At 71.5% G+C, this 17793-nt stretch carries 13 protein-coding genes; 5 read left to right on the top strand and 8 right to left on the bottom strand.

Going from position 1 to position 17793, the window contains the following annotated elements:
* Positions 1 to 23 precede the first annotated feature (23 nt).
* Complete coding sequence (locus tag ABD785_RS34490; protein WP_425547860.1) at positions 24 to 2645, top strand: phosphoenolpyruvate carboxylase; 2622 nt, start codon at positions 24 to 26, stop codon at positions 2643 to 2645.
* A complete protein-coding gene (locus tag ABD785_RS34485; RefSeq protein ID WP_344836947.1) occupies positions 2645 to 3088 on the top strand; it encodes a GNAT family N-acetyltransferase in 444 nt (147 codons plus the stop codon). The genes ABD785_RS34490 and ABD785_RS34485 overlap by 1 nt, the downstream gene beginning before the upstream one ends.
* 21 nt (positions 3089 to 3109) lie before the next feature.
* Here the strand turns inward: ABD785_RS34485 and ABD785_RS34480 are convergent, their stop codons facing one another.
* The 8 genes from ABD785_RS34480 to ABD785_RS34445 form a co-directional block, all read right to left on the bottom strand.
* Positions 3110 to 4321 (bottom strand): acetyl-CoA C-acyltransferase, encoded by a 1212-nt coding sequence (locus tag ABD785_RS34480; protein WP_344836944.1) that lies wholly within the window; start codon positions 4319 to 4321, stop codon positions 3110 to 3112.
* 48 nt (positions 4322 to 4369) lie between these two features.
* Positions 4370 to 5281 carry an NUDIX hydrolase gene (locus ABD785_RS34475; protein ID WP_344836941.1) on the bottom strand — a complete coding sequence of 304 codons (912 nt, stop codon included), beginning with the start codon at positions 5279 to 5281 and terminating at the stop codon, positions 4370 to 4372.
* The gene (locus tag ABD785_RS34470; protein ID WP_344836938.1) at positions 5271 to 7349 is read right to left on the bottom strand and encodes an RNA degradosome polyphosphate kinase; all 2079 of its coding nucleotides are present in this window, start codon (positions 7347 to 7349) and stop codon (positions 5271 to 5273) included. The genes ABD785_RS34475 and ABD785_RS34470 overlap by 11 nt, the downstream gene beginning before the upstream one ends.
* A gap of 83 nt (positions 7350 to 7432) precedes the next feature.
* Positions 7433 to 8443 carry an adenylate/guanylate cyclase domain-containing protein gene (locus tag ABD785_RS34465; protein WP_344836935.1) on the bottom strand — a complete coding sequence of 337 codons (1011 nt, stop codon included), beginning with the start codon at positions 8441 to 8443 and terminating at the stop codon, positions 7433 to 7435.
* Between the two features lie 50 nt (positions 8444 to 8493).
* Positions 8494 to 9393 (bottom strand): biotin--[acetyl-CoA-carboxylase] ligase, encoded by a 900-nt coding sequence (locus ABD785_RS34460; protein WP_344836932.1) that lies wholly within the window; start codon positions 9391 to 9393, stop codon positions 8494 to 8496.
* A 57-nt stretch (positions 9394 to 9450) separates the two neighbouring features.
* A complete protein-coding gene (locus ABD785_RS34455) occupies positions 9451 to 10908 on the bottom strand; it encodes a CYTH and CHAD domain-containing protein (protein ID WP_344836929.1) in 1458 nt (485 codons plus the stop codon).
* A 58-nt stretch (positions 10909 to 10966) separates the two neighbouring features.
* Positions 10967 to 11449, bottom strand: a complete 483-nt coding sequence (gene bfr / locus ABD785_RS34450; protein ID WP_344836926.1) for a bacterioferritin — start codon at positions 11447 to 11449, stop codon at positions 10967 to 10969.
* A 72-nt stretch (positions 11450 to 11521) separates the two neighbouring features.
* The gene (locus ABD785_RS34445; RefSeq protein WP_344836924.1) at positions 11522 to 11818 is read right to left on the bottom strand and encodes a (2Fe-2S)-binding protein; all 297 of its coding nucleotides are present in this window, start codon (positions 11816 to 11818) and stop codon (positions 11522 to 11524) included.
* A 166-nt stretch (positions 11819 to 11984) separates the two neighbouring features.
* Between ABD785_RS34445 and glgX the strand changes: the two genes are divergently transcribed.
* The 3 genes from glgX to treZ are packed head-to-tail and all read left to right on the top strand — an operon-like array spanning position 11985 to position 17687.
* On the top strand, positions 11985 to 14072 hold the full coding sequence (glgX, locus tag ABD785_RS34440; RefSeq protein ID WP_344836922.1) for a glycogen debranching protein GlgX: 2088 nt from the start codon (positions 11985 to 11987) through the stop codon (positions 14070 to 14072).
* The gene (locus ABD785_RS34435) at positions 14065 to 16056 is read left to right on the top strand and encodes an alpha-amylase family glycosyl hydrolase (protein WP_344836920.1); all 1992 of its coding nucleotides are present in this window, start codon (positions 14065 to 14067) and stop codon (positions 16054 to 16056) included. Before glgX ends, ABD785_RS34435 begins: the two co-directional genes overlap by 8 nt.
* Positions 16053 to 17687 (top strand): malto-oligosyltrehalose trehalohydrolase, encoded by a 1635-nt coding sequence (gene treZ, locus ABD785_RS34430; RefSeq protein WP_344836917.1) that lies wholly within the window; start codon positions 16053 to 16055, stop codon positions 17685 to 17687. The genes ABD785_RS34435 and treZ overlap by 4 nt, the downstream gene beginning before the upstream one ends.
* Positions 17688 to 17793: the final 106 nt, after the last annotated feature.

Raw genomic sequence — 17793 nt, 5'->3', positions numbered from 1 at the left:
TAGACCAATACCGCCGGAATAGGATGGGGCGTGTGACCGAGAGCCTTGCATCCCAGATCCGTCTTGACCTGCCTGAAGAGCTGCGGGCCGACGTCCGGCTGCTGGGCGCGCTGCTCGGCCAGGTGCTGGTCGAGTACCGCGGCCAGGACCTCCTGGACGACGTGGAGAACCTCCGCCGTTCGGTGATCGCCGCCCGCAAGGGCGAGATCCCCGGGGAGAAGGTGGCCGAGCTCGTCTCCGGGTGGTCCCTCGACCGCTCCGAGCTGGTCTCCCGCGCCTTCTCCGTGTACTTCCACCTCACCAACCTGGCCGAGGAGCACCACCGGATCCGCACGCTGCGCGAGCGGGACGTCCCCGGCGCCTCGGGCTCCGGCACCTTCAAGGCCGCCGTCGACGCCCTGGCCGACCCTGCCGCCGCGCTGGAGGGCCTGGAGTTCCGCCCGGTCTTCACCGCCCACCCGACCGAGGCCCGCCGCCGCGCCGTCGTCACCGCGATCACCCGGATCTCCGATCTGCTGCACCGCTACAACGACAACGGCGCCCACACCGAGAAGCTCGACCTGCGCCGCAAGATGCGCGAGGAGATCGACCTCCTGTGGCGCACCGCCCAGCGCCGCCACCAGCAGATGGACCCCCTCGACGAGGTCCGCACCGCCCTCGCCGCCTTCGATGAGACGATCTTCCGGGTCGTCCCGCAGATCTACCGCTCGCTCGACTCGGTGCTGAAGGACGACGACGAGACCGACCTGGGCGGGGCCCAGCCCCCGAAGGCCCCTGCCTACCTGCGGTTCGGCTCCTGGATCGGCGGCGACCGCGACGGCAACCCGTTCGTCACCGCCCAGGTCACCCGCAAGGCGCTCAAGATCCAGTCGCAGCACGTCCTGATCGCGCTGGAGAACGCCGCGACCCGCATCGGCCGCAGGCTGACCGTCCACGAGGCCACCACGCCCGCCTCGCGGGCGCTGCGCAACGCCCTCGGCGCGGCCCGCACCTCCCAGCCCGAGGTCCTCGGCGAGATCGCCGCCAAGTCGCCCGGCGAGCCGCACCGCCAGTACCTCCTGTACGCCGCCGAGCGGATCAGGGCGACCCGCGAGCGCAACGCCGACCTCGGCTACACCGGCCCCGAGGCCCTCCTGGACGACCTGGTGCTGATCCAGGACTCCCTGGCCGAGGCCGGTGCCGTCCGCCAGGCCTACGGCGACCTCCAGCACCTCATCTGGCAGGTCGAGACCTTCGGCTTCCACCTGGCCGAGCTCGAGATCCGCCAGCACTCGGCCGTCCACGAGCGGGCCCTGGCCGAGGTCAGGGCCGGCGGCGCCCTCTCGGAGGAGACCGAGGAGGTCCTCGACACGCTGCGGGTCGTGGCCTGGGCGCAGAAGCGCTTCGGCGTCGAGGCGTGCTGCCGCTACATCGTGTCGTTCAGCCGCACGGCCGCCGACATCGACGCCGTCTACGAGCTGGCGGCCTCCCTCGGCGACGGCGCCCCGACCCTCGACGTCGTCCCGCTGTTCGAGACGGGCGACGACCTGGAGCGGGCCGTCTCGGTCCTGGAGGAGGCGATCAAGCTCGTCCCGGTCCAGCGCCGCCTCGGCCAGACCGGCCGCCGGCTGGAGATCATGCTCGGCTACTCCGACTCGGCCAAGATCCTCGGCCCGACCAGCGCGACGCTCCTGCTCTATGACACCCAGGAGGCCCTCGCCGAGTGGGCCGCGGCCAACGACATCACCCTGACCCTCTTCCACGGCCGCGGCGGCTCGCTCGGCCGCGGCGGAGGCCCCGCCAACCGCGCCATCCTCGGCCAGGCCCCCGGCTCGGTCGACGGCCGCTTCAAGGTCACCGAGCAGGGTGAGGTGATCTTCGCCCGCTACGGCCACCCCGAGATCGCCCGCCGTCATGTCGAGCAGGTCACCAACGCCGTCCTGCTGGCCTCGACCCCCGCGGTCGAGGAGAAGGCCCGCATCGCCGCCGAGCGCTTCCGCCCGATGGCCGACAAGCTGTCCGAGGCCGCCCACAAGGCGTTCCGCTCCCTGGTCGAGGCCGAGGGCTTCGCCGAGTGGTTCTCCGAGGTCTCCCCGCTGGCCGAGATCGGCGACCTGCGGATCGGCTCCCGTCCGGCGCGCAGGACCGGCGCCAGCACCCTCGACGACCTGCGCGCCATCCCATGGGTCTTCGCCTGGACCCAGACCCGCCTCAACCTCCCGGCCTGGTACGGCCTGGGCAGCGGCCTGGCCTCGGTGGCGGGCGACCCGGCGCTGCGCGAGGCCTACGAGTCGTGGCCGCTGTTCAACGCCCTCATCGACAACGCCGAGATGGCCCTGGCCAAGACCGACCGGTACATCGCCCAGCGCTACCTGGCCCTCGGGCGGCGTCCCGACCTGACCGGGACGGTCCTGGACGAGTACGACCGCACCCTGGAACTGGTCCTCAGCGTCACCGGCCACACCCGCCTGCTGGAGAACCGCAAGGTGCTGTCCCGCGCCGTCGAGCTCCGCAACCCCTACGTAGACGCCCTGTCCCACCTCCAGCTGCGCGCCCTCACCGCGCTCCGCCACGACTCCACGCCCGACTCCGCCCGGCCCCAGCTGGAGAACCTCCTGCTGCTGTCGGTCAACGGCGTCGCCGCCGGCCTGCAGAACACCGGCTGATGCCCAGGGCCGCGACGGGGGCCGACGAGCCCCGGGTCAGGGAGATCGTCCGGGCCGCCTACGAGCCCTGGATCCCGGTCGTCGGCATGCGCCCGGTCCCGATGGGGGCGGACTACACCGCCCTCATCGCGGACGGGCGCGTCTCGGTGCTGGGAGACCCGGTCAGCGCGCTGATCGTCCTGGTCCCCGAGCCGGGCGTCCTGCTGGTCGAGAACGTCGCCGTCGATCCCGCGGCCCAGGGCAGGGGCTTGGGCCGCGCGCTGCTGGCCTTCGCCGAGGACGAGGCGCGGCGCCTCGGGCTGCCCGCGGTGCGGCTCTACACGCACCGGCTGATGGCCTCGAACATCGCCCTCTACGAGCGGCTGGGCTACGTCAGGTCGCAGGAGACGGCGCCCGGCCTCGGGCACGCCGTGCACCTGGCGAAGGACCTCTCCTCAGGGTGAGGCGCGTCAAGGTGATGCCCGTCAAGGTGCTTCGAGGACCATCGCCATGCCCTGCCCGCCGCGGGCGGAGAGGGTGACGAGCGCGGTGCCGGTGCCGCTGTGCCTGAGGGTCTCCAGGGTGGTGGCGGCCAGCCGGGCGCCGGTGGCCCCCTGGGGCTCGCCCAGCGCGATCGAGCCGCCGGGGGCGTTCACCCGCGCCGGGTCGAGGCCCAGGTCGGAGCAGTAGGCCAGGACCTGCGCGGCGAACGGCTCGTTGGTGGTGACGACGTCGATGTCGGCGAGGGACATGCCCGCCCTGGCCAGGGCCGCACGGGTGGCGGCCACGGGGGAGGGGCCCTCCAGCTCGGGGGAGAGCGCCGAGACCGCCGTGGCCCGGATCCTGGCCAGCGGCTCGATGCCGCGGATCGCGGCCAGCTCGGCGGACATGACGATCACGGCGGCCGCTCCGTCCGAGGCGGGCGCGCTGTTGCCGGCCGTCACCCGGCCGTCGGGGCGGAACAGCGGCGGCAGCGCCGACAGCGATCCCGCGGTCACCCCGGCCCGCGGGCAGTCGTCGGCCTGGACCTTCCGGCCGCCGGGGGCCTTGACCGGCATCATCTCGTGCAGGCCCCGGGCGGCGGCCTCGAGGGCGCGGCGCTGGGACTGGGCGGCGTAGGCGTCCATGTCGGCCCGGGTGATGCCGTAGCGGTCCGCGACGTTCTCGGCGGCCAGCCCGGCCGCGATGTAGGGGTCGGGGAGCTCGCCGCGCAGCCGCGGATCGGTCCAGGCCCGGCCGCCGCCCTGCGCGGCGGCGGCACTGCGCTCCCCGGCCTCCGCGAACACCGGATTCTCCGCTCCCCCCGGCTCCGAAGACCGCAGGGACGACGACTCGACGCCCCCCGCGATCACGACCGAGGCGTCCCCGCACCGGACGGCCTGAGCCGCCTGCCGGATCGCCTGGAGCGAGGAGGCGCAGAACCGGTTGACGGTCACCCCGGGCAGATGGTCCCAGCCGAGGAGCAGCGCCGCGATCCTGGCGATGTTCGCCCCCGGCCCGCCCTCCTGCGACGCCCATCCGGCGATCAGCTCGTCGACGCCCGTCGGATCGAGCTCGGGCACCCGGGCCAGCGCGGCCTCGACCACGGCCGCCAGCAGATCGTCGGCCCTGACCCCGGCCAGCGACCCGTCACCGGCCCGGCCGATCGGGCTGCGGACGGCGGAGACGATGACGGCTTCCGGTGGAACGGTGCTCACGCGGTCATCATCAGGCGCCGTGCTGGACCGATCCACCGTGACACGCGGTCACAGGGCGGGCGCGTGGTGTTCCAGGGAGACGAGGGCGTCGGAAGTGACGTGGAAGACCCAGAAGGCGCCTTTGCGGAGGGCCGGATCCTCCGGCGTCTTGGCGTCGAACACCGCGCACAGGGTGTGGATCAGATCGGGGACCAGCTCGCCGTGGGTGCACACCAGGAGGCCGTCGTGCGGCTCGCGCAGCAGCGTGCGGAAGTGCGGGACGGCCTCGGCCAGCCAGGGGGAGCCGACCGTGAAGTGCGGGTCGGTGGTGATCGAGCCGGTGGGGGATCCCGTCGCGGCGAAGGGCAGCATCGTCTCGATGCAGCGCTGGGTCGTCGAGCTGATCAGCTTGAGCGGAGCGTAGGCCTGGAGGAGCGCGGCGAGCTCGGCGGCCTCCCAGCGGCCGCGCGGGTCGAGCGGCCGCAGGAAGTCCGCGCCCTGCCAGAAGCGCTTCTCACCGGCCGAGGCGTGCCGGAGCACCACCACGGGACGGGTCGTGCGCGGCAGCCCCGACCAGGTCCGCAGCAGGCTCTCGTCGTGCTCGTAGCTGAGCACGGCCAGGGCCTCGGGCACGCTCGCCCAGCGGACCTCGTCGATCTCGTCGTTCGGCCGGAAGGCCCCGGCCGCGAGGACCTCCGCCGACCAGTAGTCGACGCGCTTGGGCCGCCCGTCCTTCAGGTAGGAGACGGAGGGCAGCCGCGAGCCCAGCCGGACCGTCGCCCCGGTCTCCTCACGCAGCTCGCGCCGGACGGTCCGCAGGATGTGCTCGGCGCTCTTCGCCTTGCCCTTGGGAAAGCTCCAGTCGTCGTACTTGGGCCGGTGGACCAGCGCCACCTGCACCCCGGCCGGGCCCGGCCGCCAGAGGATCGCTCCGGCGGCCCGTACGGTTCCGGCCTCCAACGTGGTCGGCTCAGCTGCCATCCACCGTTCTCCAACGTCGCGTGCGCATCAGATGGGTCTGGATGTCCTGGGTCGGGACGTCCTCGGCCGGGCGGGTCCAGACGCCGTCGCCGTCGAGCCGCCAGGAGGCGGTGTCCTCGGCCATGCCCTTGTCCAGGAGCTTGATCAGATCGTCGCGGTGGGCGATGTCGTTGACCCTGACCAGGGCCTCGACCCGCCGGTCCAGGTTGCGATGCATGAGGTCGGCGCTGCCGAACCACACCTCCGGATTCCCGCCGCACTCGAAGGCGAAGACCCGCGAGTGCTCCAGGAACCGGCCGAGGATCGACCGGACCCGGATCGTGTCGGAGAGCCCGGGGACGCCCGGACGGAGGGCGCATATCCCGCGCACCCAGATGTCCACCGGCACCCCGGCCTGCGACGCCCGGTAGCAGGCGTCGATGAGCACCTCGTCGACCAGGCTGTTGCACTTGAGCCGGATCCGCGCCGGGCGGCCGGCCCTGTGGTGCCCGATCTCCCGCTCGATCCGCAGGACCAGCCCGCTGCGCAGGGTGTTCGGGGCGACCAGGAGCTGCCGGTAGGAGACCTGGCGGGAGTACCCGGTCAGGTGGTTGAACAGCTCGGTGACGTCCTCGGCGATCTCGGTGTCGGCCGTGAGCAGGCCGAGGTCCTCATACAGCCGGGCGGTCTTCGGGTGGTAGTTGCCGGTGCCGATGTGGCAGTAGCGCCGCAGCGTGCCGTCGGCCTCCTGCCTGACGACCATCGACAGCTTGCAGTGCGTCTTCAGCCCGACGAAGCCGTAGACGACGTGGCAGCCCGCGTCCTCCAGCTTGCGGGCCCACTTGATGTTGGCGCTCTCGTCGAACCGCGCCTTGATCTCGACGATCACGACGACCTGCTTGCCGTTCTCGGCCGCCTCGATCAATGCCTCGACGATCGGCGAGTCGCCGCTCGTCCGGTACAGGGTCTGCTTGATCGCCAGAACCTTCGGATCCTGCGACGCCTCGGTGATCAGCCGCTGGACGCTCGTGGTGAACGAGTCGTAGGGGTGGTGCACCATGACGTCGCGCTCGCGCAGGGCGGAGAAGATCGACCCGTCGGCGGGCAGCGCCGTCTTGGACGGCACGAACGGCGTGTACTTCAGTTCGGAGCGGTCCAGGTCGGCGATCGCGCTCATCCCGCCGAGGTCCAGCGGGCCCGGAACCCGGTAGATCTCGCGTTCGTGCACGGTCATCTCGGACGCCAGCAGCTCCAGCACCTCGTCGGAGATCGTGTCCTCGACCTCCAGCCGGACCAGCGGCCCGAACCGGCGCTTCAGCAGCTCCTTCTCCAGCGCCTGGAGCAGGTCCTCGGTGATGTCCTCGTCGACCTCGAGGTCCTGGTTGCGGGTCACCCGGAACGCGTGGTGCTCCAGGATCTCCATCCCGTTGAAGAGCTGGGTGAGGTGCGCGGCGATGACGTCCTCGAGCGGGGTGAACCGGTTCGGGGAGGCCTCGATGAAGCGCGGCAGCACCTCGGGGACCTTCACACGGGCGAACAGCCTGGCCTCGGTGTCGGGGTCCCGGACGACCACGGCGAGGTTCAGCGAGAGACCCGAGATGTAGGGGAAGGGATGGGCGGAGTCGACGACCAGCGGGGTGAGCACCGGGTAGATCCGCTCGCGGAAGAGCCGCCGCAGGTGCTCCTGCTCGGTCTCGGCCAGCTCGTCCCAGCGCAGTATCTCGATGTCGTGCTTGCCGAGCGCGGGCAGCAGGTCGTCGTGGAAGCACTTGGCGTGCCGGAGCATCAGCTCGTGCGCGACGACGGCGGTGCGCTCCAGCACCTCGCGGGGCTGCCGGCCGGACGCCGACCGCACCGCGAGCCCGGTCGCCATCCGGCGGGCCAGGCCGGCGACCCGGACCATGAAGAACTCGTCCAGGTTGGTCGCGAAGATCGACAGAAAGCGGACCCGTTCGAGCAGGGGCAGCCGAGGATCCTCGGCGAGTTCCAGGACACGCTGGTTGAACCGCAGCCAGCTCTCCTCACGATCGAGGAAACGGTCGTCAGGTAGATAGTCTCCGTGAGGGATTTGTCCGGGATTGACACTCATGATGTTTGATGATCCCCCTCGAAAATGAACACAAGGCTAACGGGGGGTGACGGACAACCCCACCGAGACGTACATCACCCGAATCAAGGATATTTACTCGTGCGCCGGATGACATACGGCTGAATGATTCCCAGCCCGCGAACCGGGCGCCGGACGATCCGGACCAGTTCGTAGGCGCCGTCGCCCTCCAGGGCCGCCGCCAGCGCGGGATCGGCGACCAGGGTGCCGGGCCTGGCGATGGAGGTCAGCCGGGACGCCATGTTGACCGTCGTGCCGAAGATGTCGCCCATCAGGGGCAGCACGGGCCCGTAGGCCACCCCCACCCGGACGTCGGGGACCTCGGTCTCGTCCTTGACCGCCTCGGCGATCGCCAGGCCGATGTCCACCCCCACCCGGGGGTCGTCGGCGGAGTAGAGGACCTCGTCGCCGAGGGTCTTGACCAGCCGCCCGCCGTGGACGGCCACGATGTCGGCCGCGGTCTCCTCGAAGCGCTCGACCACCCGGCCGAGCTCCAGCTCGTCCAGCTCGCGGGACATCGCGGTGAAGGAGACCATGTCGGCGAAGCCCACGGCGATCGGGGGGCGTCCGGGGAGGGCGTCGCCGTCGTGCTGGGCGGAGGCCAGGGCCCGCGCGCCCGCCGCGGCGAGCTGCCGCCGCCAGGCGTGGACGAGCAGCGGCTCCATCTCCTTGAGGAACTCCTCGGCCAGCTCGCCGATGAAGCGCATGGAGTCCTCGTTGAGGGCGGCGTCGTTGAGCGCGCCGGTGAGGATGCCGGACTGCCACTCGGCCAGCTTGGCCATGGTCTGGCCCACGGCGCGGACCTGGCGGAGCATGACCTCCTCGGACTCGGCGCCCATGACCCGGCGGTCGAGGAGCTCCTTGATCCGCTTCAGGGCGTCCAGGTCGCCCTCGGTGAAGGCCGGGACGTCGTCCGGCGGGCGCGGGAAGCCGAAGGAGCGCCACAGCCGCTCGGTGAAGGCCAGCGGGACGCCGGTCAGGCGCGCGGCGTCCAGGCGGGTGTACCGCATCTGTCCGCCGAGCAGGAGCTCTTCCAGCTCCTTGGGCTCAGGTGCCTGCCCTGGCAATGCGCTCAACTCCCCGATCCGGCGGTGGGAGCCGACCTCCCTCATCCGCGCGTCACAGATTATGTGACAGTAGTCACTGCTGTCCCGTTGGGTCCTGGTTTGCCGACATGGATCACGTCTCCCGCGGAGAAGGCCCTGCGCCCGCCATCAGTGGAAACGACCAGACGGCCGTCCAGATCGACGTCCACGGCGGTCCCCGGCACGCTCTCGCCGCCGGGCAGCTCGATCCTGATCTCCTGACCGAGAGTGACGCAGAGATCCCGGTAGGCCGCGCGGAGCCCGCTGCCGTCGGGGTCGCCGTCGGCCGCGCGCCACTCCCCGTACCGCAGGGCCGTCTCGCGCAGGATCGCCTTCAGCACGGTCTCGCGGTCGCTGACGGCGGCGTCCTCGAGGACCAGCGAGGTGGCCGCGGGAACCGGCAGCTCGTCCTCCCTGAGGGAGACGTTCAGGCCGACACCGACCACGACCGCCTCCCCGGCCCGCTCGGCCAGGATCCCCGCCAGCTTCCGCTCCCCGGCCAGCAGGTCGTTCGGCCACTTCAGCCCCGCCGACACGATCGCCTTGCCGGTGGCCTCGCCGAACTCGCCCGCCCCCGCCCGCGAGGTCACCGACCGGACCGCGGTGGCCACGGCCACCCCGGTCAGCAGCGGGATCCAGCCGAGACGGCCCGGCGGGACCGCCGGTCCCGGGCGCAGCAGCACGCTGAACATCAGGCCCGAGCGGGCGGGCGCGCTCCACTGCCGCCCCAGCCGCCCCCGGCCCGCCGTCTGCGCCTCGGCGACGAGCACGGTCCCCTCGGGGGCCCCCGCCTTCGCCAGCTCCGCGAGATCGGCGTTGGTGGACCCGGTCTCGGCGACGACGGAGACCCGCCGCCAGAACCCGCCGTCCCTGACCAGCGCGCGCTCCAGGCCGCGCTCGCTCAGCGGCGGCCGTTCAAGATTCGAGTAGCGTCCCGTCACCCCTCCATCCAACCCCACGCGCCCCGGCTCCGTTCGCCCGCGTCCGGGTGGAGCGGTTCAGGCGAGTGCGGGCAGGGCCTGGGCGCGGGCCGCGGTCCAGGCGGCCTCGACCTCGGCGAGGGCGGTGGTGACCTCGGCCCGTTCCAGGCCGTACAGGGTGCCCAGGAGGAATCCGTCGGCGGGCGTGGCGGGCGTGGCGGCCAGGAGGGCCTCCTGGGCGATCACGCCGTCCTGGAAGCGGCCCAGGACCTCCTGGAGGCACTTGGCGGCCCTGGAGACGGCCTTGGCCTGGTCGCCGAGGACCTCGCGGGTGGCGTCCGCGGTGTAGCGGGCGCGCTTGGCGGCCTTCCTGGTGTCGTGGTGGGCCTCGTCGCCCGCGGCCGCGTCGGGGGCGTCGGCGATGGCGGCGTGGGCGCGCTCGACCCGGCGCCAGGAACGGCGCAGCAGGCGGGGCAGCTCCTTGACGGCCGGCTTCTTGGCCCTCGGGGTCAGCGGAGGAGACTCCAGGAGGGCCTCCAGGGCGTCCAGGAGGGCGAAGTAGCGCCCGCCCGACAGCTCGGCCCTGATCCGGTCGTATCCGGCGCTCTCCCTCGCCTTGATCTCGTCGAGCCAGGCGGGCGCGACCGACGGGGCCTGGGGGAGGGAGTCCAGCCGCGCGGCGAAGCGCTCGTGCAGCACCTCGGCGTCGCGGACCTCGCCGAGGACGTCGGCGAGCCAGGACAGCTCGGGCTGGAGCCGATCGGTGACGCCGCGGTCGACGACGGGCCCCGCGCTCTTGAGGACGCTCCGCAGCCGCCGGACCGCCACCCGCATCTTGTGGACGGCGTCGTACTCCTCGCGGCGGACCCGCGGATCCCAGTACAGGAGGTCGGCGACCTGGCCCGCGAGATACCGGACCACGGCCTCCCCCGCGGCGGTGCCGTCCCAGGCGGGCAGCGCGGTGATGCGGGGCGCCAGCAGCCGGCCGAGCTTGGAGGAGGTGGCCGCGCGGGAGGCCCCCGCCTCCAGCAGCCGGGCGGAGATCGGCGCGAGCTGGTCCTTCTCGCCGGTGACGACCTCGATCTCGATCTCGCGCCAGGACTCGGTGCCGGGAGTCCCCTCGATGGAGCCGGTGACGAGATCGTCGGCGAGCTCGGCGGTGCCGTCCGCGGAGACCACCTCCCGGACGGTCCGCACCGTCGACAGGGTCGCGACCGGCACGAGCTCGGCGCCGCGCGTGTAAGCGGTGACGAGCTCGGCGAGCTCCGCCGGAAGGGAGCCGCTCAGCGGGGCCCGGTGTTCGCGTTTCGCGTCGGGCCCCGCCGGGAGCTTCAGATGCCAGCCCTCGTCAGGGCCGCCCGTCCGGCGGCGCAGCGTGACCTTGCGGGCCGCCAGGGCGAGAGAGGCGGTGTCGTAGTAGACCGCCTCCAGCCGGTGGACCTGCGGGTCGGACACCTCGGCGAGATCGGACAGATCCGGCGGGACGAAGGCGGCGTCCGCGTCGAATTTCAGCTCGATCTCCAGGTGTTCGCCCATTCCGTACCTCCACGTGGTGAACCACCTAGCCTGTCACGCGGAGATAACGGAATCCAGATCAGGAACCCTCTTTGGCCTCGGTGTAACGCTGCAGATACAGCGGCTCGCCGAGGCGCTCCAGCAGCTCCAGCTCGGTTTCGAGGTAGTCGACATGACCTTCCTCGTCCTCGAGGATCTCCTCGAAGATCCGGGCGGAGGTGACATCGCCCTTGGCGCGCATGAGCTCGATCCCGCCGCGCAGCCGCTTCACGGCCTCCAGCTCGATCTGCATGTCGGCCTCGAACTGCTCCTTGATCGTCTGACCGATGCGGAGCGGGTTCAGCTTCTGGTAGTTCGGCAGCGCCTCGAGGAAGAGCAACCGGTCGGTGATCTTCTCGGCGTGCTTCATCTCGTCGATGGACTCGTGACGGGTGTACCTGGCCAGCTTCACCAGGCCCCAGTTCTCCTGCATCTTGGCGTGCAGGAAGTACTGGTTGATCGCCGTCAGTTCAGCGGTGAGCTGCTCGTTGAGCAACGCGATGACTTCGCTATCTCCTTGCATGCCGTCAGATTGGCATGCCGAAGCGGACCTGTCAGGCAGCCTCGCCGACCCGACGGTCCGTAAAGGGACCCGTCAGGCGGCCTCTTCGACCCGACGGTCCTGGTCCGCGCCCACCTCGACGGTCAGCGGCGGTACGTCCGTTGTTTCCGATGTCACAGCCTGAAGCGCGGCGGGGCCTCCGGTCATGGCGTCCATCAGCTCGGACGCCGTCCGCCATTCGCTCACCATCGCGCACAGGCGCTTGGTGCAGGACCCGCAGCCGGGCTTCATGCCCGTCCGTTCCTTGACCTCCTTCGAGTTCCGAGCTCCATGGGCCAGGCACTGGTGAACGGCGTCTTCCGTGACGGCGTTGCAGATGCAGACGTACATGGGGGCCCTTCAACTCTCTGAGGACCTGCGAGATCAACATACCCGCAGGTGGGGAGGGATTAGGTTAGGCACTCCTAAGTTACCGGAAGGTCGCCCGATCTGACTAGCCCCTCCCTTTTGGTGTGATCTATTGACGCTTGGGAATGGCCCCCCGCGACGAGGGGAGATGCACATGTGGCCTGGCGACGCCCAGCCTCTGGGAGCCCACTTCGACGGGGCCGGCACCAATTTCGCGATCTTCTCCGAGGCGGCCGAGAGAGTCGAGCTCTGCCTGTTCGACCAGGACGGACGTGAGACACGTCACGACCTGCCGGAGGCCGACGGCTTCGTCTGGCACGGCTACCTGCCCGGGATCATGCCGGGCCAGCACTACGGCTACCGCGTCCACGGGCCCTACGAGCCCGAGCGCGGGATCCGCTGCAATCCGAGCAAGCTCCTCCTCGACCCCTACGCCCGGGCCCTGCACGGCGAGATGGACTGGGACGAGGCCTGCTTCGGCTACACCTTCGGCGACGAGGACTCGCGGAACGACCTCGACTCCGCCCCGCACACCATGCGATCCGTGGTGGTCAGCCCCTACTTCGACTGGGGCGACGACCGCCCCCCGCGCACCCCGTACCACGAGACGGTGATCTACGAGGCGCACGTCAAGGGCCTGACCATGCTGCATCCCGACATCCCGGAGGAGCAGCGCGGCACCTATGCCGGGCTCGCCCACCCGGTGATGATCGACTACCTGACGTCCCTGGGCGTCACGGCGGTCGAGCTGATGCCGATCCACCAGTTCGTCCACGACGACCACCTGGTGAAGAAGGGCCTGCGGAACTACTGGGGCTACAACACGATCGGCTTCTTCGCCCCGCACAACGGCTACGCCGCGGGCCCCGACCCGGTCCTGGAGTTCAAGGCCATGGTGAAGGCCCTGCACGAGGCGGGCATCGAGGTGATCCTCGACGTGGTCTACAACCACACCGCCGAGGGCAACCACATGGGCCCGACCCTGTCCTTCCGCGGCCTGGACAACGCCTCGTACTACCGCCTCACCGACGAGGACCCCCGCTACTACATGGACACGACGGGCACCGGCAACAGCCTGCTGATGCGCAACCCGCACGTCCTCCAGCTGATCATGGACTCGCTGCGGTACTGGACCACCGAGATGCGCGTGGACGGGTTCCGCTTCGACCTGGCGGCCACCCTGGCCCGCCAGTTCCACGAGGTCGACCGTCTCGCGGCCTTCTTCGACCTCGTCCAGCAGGACCCGGTCGTCTCCCGGGTGAAGCTGATCGCCGAACCCTGGGACGTCGGCGAGGGCGGCTACCAGGTCGGCAACTTCCCGCCGCTGTGGTCGGAGTGGAACGGCAAGTTCCGCGACAGCATCCGCGACTTCTGGCGCGGCAGCCCCGGGATCATGCCCGACTTCGCCTCCCGGCTGACCGGCTCGTCCGACCTGTACGCCGACGACGGCCGCAGCCCCATGGCGTCGATCAACTTCGTGACCTGCCACGACGGCTTCACGCTCAACGACCTCGTGTCCTACAACCACAAGCACAACGACGCGAACGGCGAGGCCAACCGCGACGGCACCGACGACAACCGCTCGTGGAACTGCGGCTTCGAGGGCGTCACGGAGGATCCTCAGGTCAACGGGCTGCGCGAGCGGCAGAAACGCAACCTGCTGACCACGCTGTTCCTGTCGCAGGGCGTCCCGATGCTGGCCCACGGCGACGAGCTGGGCCGCACCCAGCGCGGCAACAACAACGTCTACTGCCAGGACAACGAGCTGGCCTGGGTCCACTGGGACGCCGCCCACGAGACGACCACCGACTGGGTCCGCAAGCTCGCCGCCCTCCACTCCGGCCACGCGGTCTTCCGGCGCCGCCGCTTCCTGCACGGCCGCAAGGTCCGCGGGATGAAGGACATCGCCTGGTTCACCCCCGGCGGCCGGGAGATGTCCGACGACGACTGGTCGGTCGGCTTCGCCAACGCGATCTCGGTCTTCCTCAACGGGGACGCCATCCAGGAGCCCGACCGGCGCGGCGAGCGGATCGTCGGCGACTCCTTCCTGATGGTCTTCAACGCCGACGACGATCCGCAGCCGTTCACGCTGCCGCCCGACGCGTTCGGCGAGAACTGGCTGAAGGTCCTCGACACCGCCGATCCGCTCCTCGACGCGGACACGGGCATGTCGATCAAGTCGTCGGAGACCTTCACCGTCGAGTCCCGTTCGGTCCAGGTGCTGCGCCGTGTCTGAGGCCCCCAGCGCGACCTACCGGCTCCAGCTCACCCCCTCCTTCGGCTTCGCGGCCGCCGCCGCGATCGCCCCCTACCTGGCCGACCTGGGCGTCTCGCACGTCTACCTGTCGCCGATCCTCCAGGCCGTCCCGGGCTCCGAGCACGGCTACGACGTCGCCGACCACGCGGCGGTCGACGCGGACCGCGGCGGCGAGGACGGCTACCGGGCGATGGTCGCGGAGTTCCGCGCCCACGGCCTCGGCGTCGTGGTCGACATCGTCCCCAACCACATGGCGTTCCAGTCGGCGATGGCGGCCGACGTCGCCGAGCACGGCTGGGAGTCGCCCTACGCCCACTGGTTCGACTGGGAGGGCGACCGGCTGGTCGTCCCCGGGCAGGGCGTGCCGAACTACCGCAGGTTCTTCGACATCTCCGGCCTGATCGGCCTGCGCCAGGAGGACGAGCGGGTCTTCGAGGCCACCCACGCCCTGCTGTTCCGCCTGGCCGCCGAGGGCCTCATCGACGGCCTGCGGATCGACCACGTCGACGGGCTCGCCGACCCGGGTGCCTATCTGGAGCAGCTCAGGTCCCGTTTCGACGGCTGGATCGTCGTGGAGAAGATCCTCACCGGCGACGAGGCGCTCCCCGAGGGCTGGCCCGGCACCACGGGTTACGAGACGGCCGTCGCCGTGGACGGCCTGTTCACCGACCCGCTCGCCGAGGCCACCTTCACCACCCTGTACACCGAGCTGACCGGCGGCCCCGCGGATTTCGCCGAGGTCGCCGCCGAGGGCAAGCGGCACGTGATCGAGCGCGGCCTGGCGCCCGAGGTCGACCGGCTGCACCGGATGATCCGCGAGCTGCTCCCGCAGGGCGACCCCGACGAGCTGCGGACGCTCCTGGTCGGCTCGCTGGTGGAGTTCCCGGCCTACCGCTCCTACGACCAGGCGCAGGAGGTCGGCTGGCGCGAGTTCGGCACCCGCTTCCAGCAGACCACCTCCGCGCTCACCGCCCGCGGCCTGGAGGACACCGCCTTCTACCGCTGGTCGCGGCTGACGTCCAGGAACGAGGTCGGCGGCGAGCCCGCCCGCTTCTCCGTCGACCCCGAGGCCTTCCACCGCGACTGCAACACCCGCTTCGGCGCCGGGATGACGACCCTGTCGACCCACGACACCAAGCGGCAGGAGGACGTCAGGGCGCGCCTGGCCGTGCTGACCGAGCTGCCGGGCGAGTGGGAGGAGTTCGTGCGGGCCCGCTGCGACGGGATCTCCCCGGCCGACCGCGACCTCGACTACCTCATGTGGCAGACCCTGGTCGGCGCCTGGCCGCTGGACGCCCCCCGGCTGACCGGCTACCTCACCAAGGCGATGCGCGAGGCCAAGGCCCACACCGACTGGATCGACACCGACGAGGCCTACGAGAAGGCCGTCCTGGAACGGGCCCGCAAGGCCCTCGCCGACGAGGGCGTCCCGCGGTTCGCGGCCTCCCTCGCCCCCTACGAGCGCTCCAACGTGCTGTCCCAGAAGCTGATCCAGCTGACCATGCCCGGCGTCCCCGACCTCTACCAGGGCTGCGAGCTGACCGGGTACTCCCTCGTCGACCCCGACAACCGCCGCGCCGTCGACTACGACCGGCGCCGCGCCCTGCTGGCCGGGCTCGACGGCGGCGCGCCCCCGCGCGACCTGGACACCGAGAAACTCCTGGTGACCTCCCGGGCGCTGCGGCTGCGGCGGGAGAACCCCGGCTGGTCCACCTCCTTCCACGTCCCGCTGACCGCCGAGGGCCCCGCCGCCGACCACGTGGTCGCCTTCCGGCGCGGCGACGCGGTCACGGTCGCGACCCGCCTCCCGGCCGGCCTGGCCAGGACGGGCGGCTGGCACGACACGGTCCTGCCGCTGTCGGGACGCTGGCGCGACGTCCTCACCGGACGCCCGCACGGCCCCCTGAAAGACCTGCTCGCGACGTACCCGGTCGCCCTGCTGATCCCGGAGGAACACCAGTGAGGTTCGAGGTCTGGGCCCCCCGGGCGCGGCTCGTCGAGATCGAGATCGACGGCAAGCGCCACGCCCTCGAAGAGGCGGACGGCCACTGGTCGGCCGAGGTCGACGCCCCCCACGGCACCCCCTACGGCTACGTCCTCGACGGCGAGGGCCCCTTTCCCGACCCCCGATCGTCCTGGCAGCCCGACGGCGTCCACGGCCTGAGCCGGGTCTACGACCACGAGCTGTTCCCGTGGACCGACGAGCCGCGCCGCCCGTACTCCCTCGACGGGGTGGTCTACGAGCTGCACATCGGCACGTTCACCGAGGAGGGCACCTTCGACGGTGCCATCGAACGGCTCGGTCATCTGGTCGATCTGGGCGTCACCTTCGTCGAGCTGATGCCCGTCGCGGCCTTCCCGGGCCGGAACGGGTGGGGCTACGACGGAGTCCACCCGGGCGCCGTCCACGAGCCCTACGGCGGCCCCGACGGGCTGAAGCGGTTCGTCAACGCCTGCCATGCCCTCGGCCTCGGCGTCCTGCTGGACGTCGTCTACAACCATCTCGGCCCCGACGGCAACCACCTCGGCCGCTACGGCCCCTACTTCACCGACGCCCACGGCAGGACCCCGTGGGGCAGCGCGGTCAATCTCGACCAGGCGGGCTCGGACGAGGTCCGCGGGCTGTTCCTCGCCAACGCCGCCTCCTGGCTGCGCGACTTCCACTTCGACGGCCTGCGCCTGGACGCCGTCCACGCCTACCACGACACCCGGGCCCAGCCGTTCCTGGAGGAGCTCGGCGCCCTCGACGGTGTGATCATCGCCGAGTCGGACCTCAACGACCCGCGCCTGGTCGCCTCGCGGGAGGCGGGCGGCCTCGGCCTGGACGGGGTCTGGAGCGACGACCTCCACCACGCCCTGCACGCCCTGCTCACCGGGGAGCGGCACGGCTACTACGCCGACTTCGGCACGGTCGGCGCCGTGGCCAAGGCCCTGGAGTCGGTCTACGTGCACGACGGCGCCTACTCGGCGTTCCGGGGCCGCTCCCACGGCCGTCCGGTCGATCCGCGGATCCCGCCGGAGCGCTTCGTCGTCTCCCTCCAGAACCACGACCAGATCGGCAACCGGCCCCTCGGCGACCGGCTCCCGCGCGACCTCCTGCTGCTCGGCTCGCCGCTGACGCTCCTGGCCCCTTACACGCCGTTGATCTTCCAGGGGGAGGAGTGGGGCGCCTCGACCCCCTTCGCCTACTTCACCGAGCACACCGATCCCGAGCTCGGCAGGGCCGTCACCGAGGGCCGCAGGCGCGAGCACGGCCATGTGGCGGACGTCCCCGATCCGCAGGACCCGGCGACCCACGCCGCGTCGATCCTCGACTGGGACGAGGCGGGCGTCGGCGTGCTGACCTGGCACCGGACCCTGATCGCGCTGCGCGGCACCGCGGGGCTCGAACCGCCCCGCGTCACCTACGACGAGCGGGCGCGCTGGCTCGTCATGGACCGGGGTCCGCTCCGGGTCGCGGTCAACTTCGACGCCGAGGAGGCGGTGCTCCCGGGCGGCGGCGTCCTGCGGCTGGCCAGCTCCGGCGAGGTCGAACTGGACGGCGAGGAGCTCCGCCTGCCGGGCATGTCGTCAGCGGTGATCGTCACGGGCTGACCTGAGGCGGCACCAGGGACACGCACGCACCGCCCTCGGTATGGGAACCCCGTGGCAATGTCGCGGGCACGGCGCCGGGATTCCCAAGAACAGCACCGCACCGGCC

This window comes from Actinocorallia longicatena (assembly GCF_039534125.1).
Taxonomy (GTDB): Bacteria; Actinomycetota; Actinomycetes; order Streptosporangiales; family Streptosporangiaceae; genus Actinocorallia; species Actinocorallia longicatena.
The sequence above is the reverse complement of the archived record's forward strand: the minus strand, read 5'-3'. Positions and strand labels throughout refer to the sequence as shown.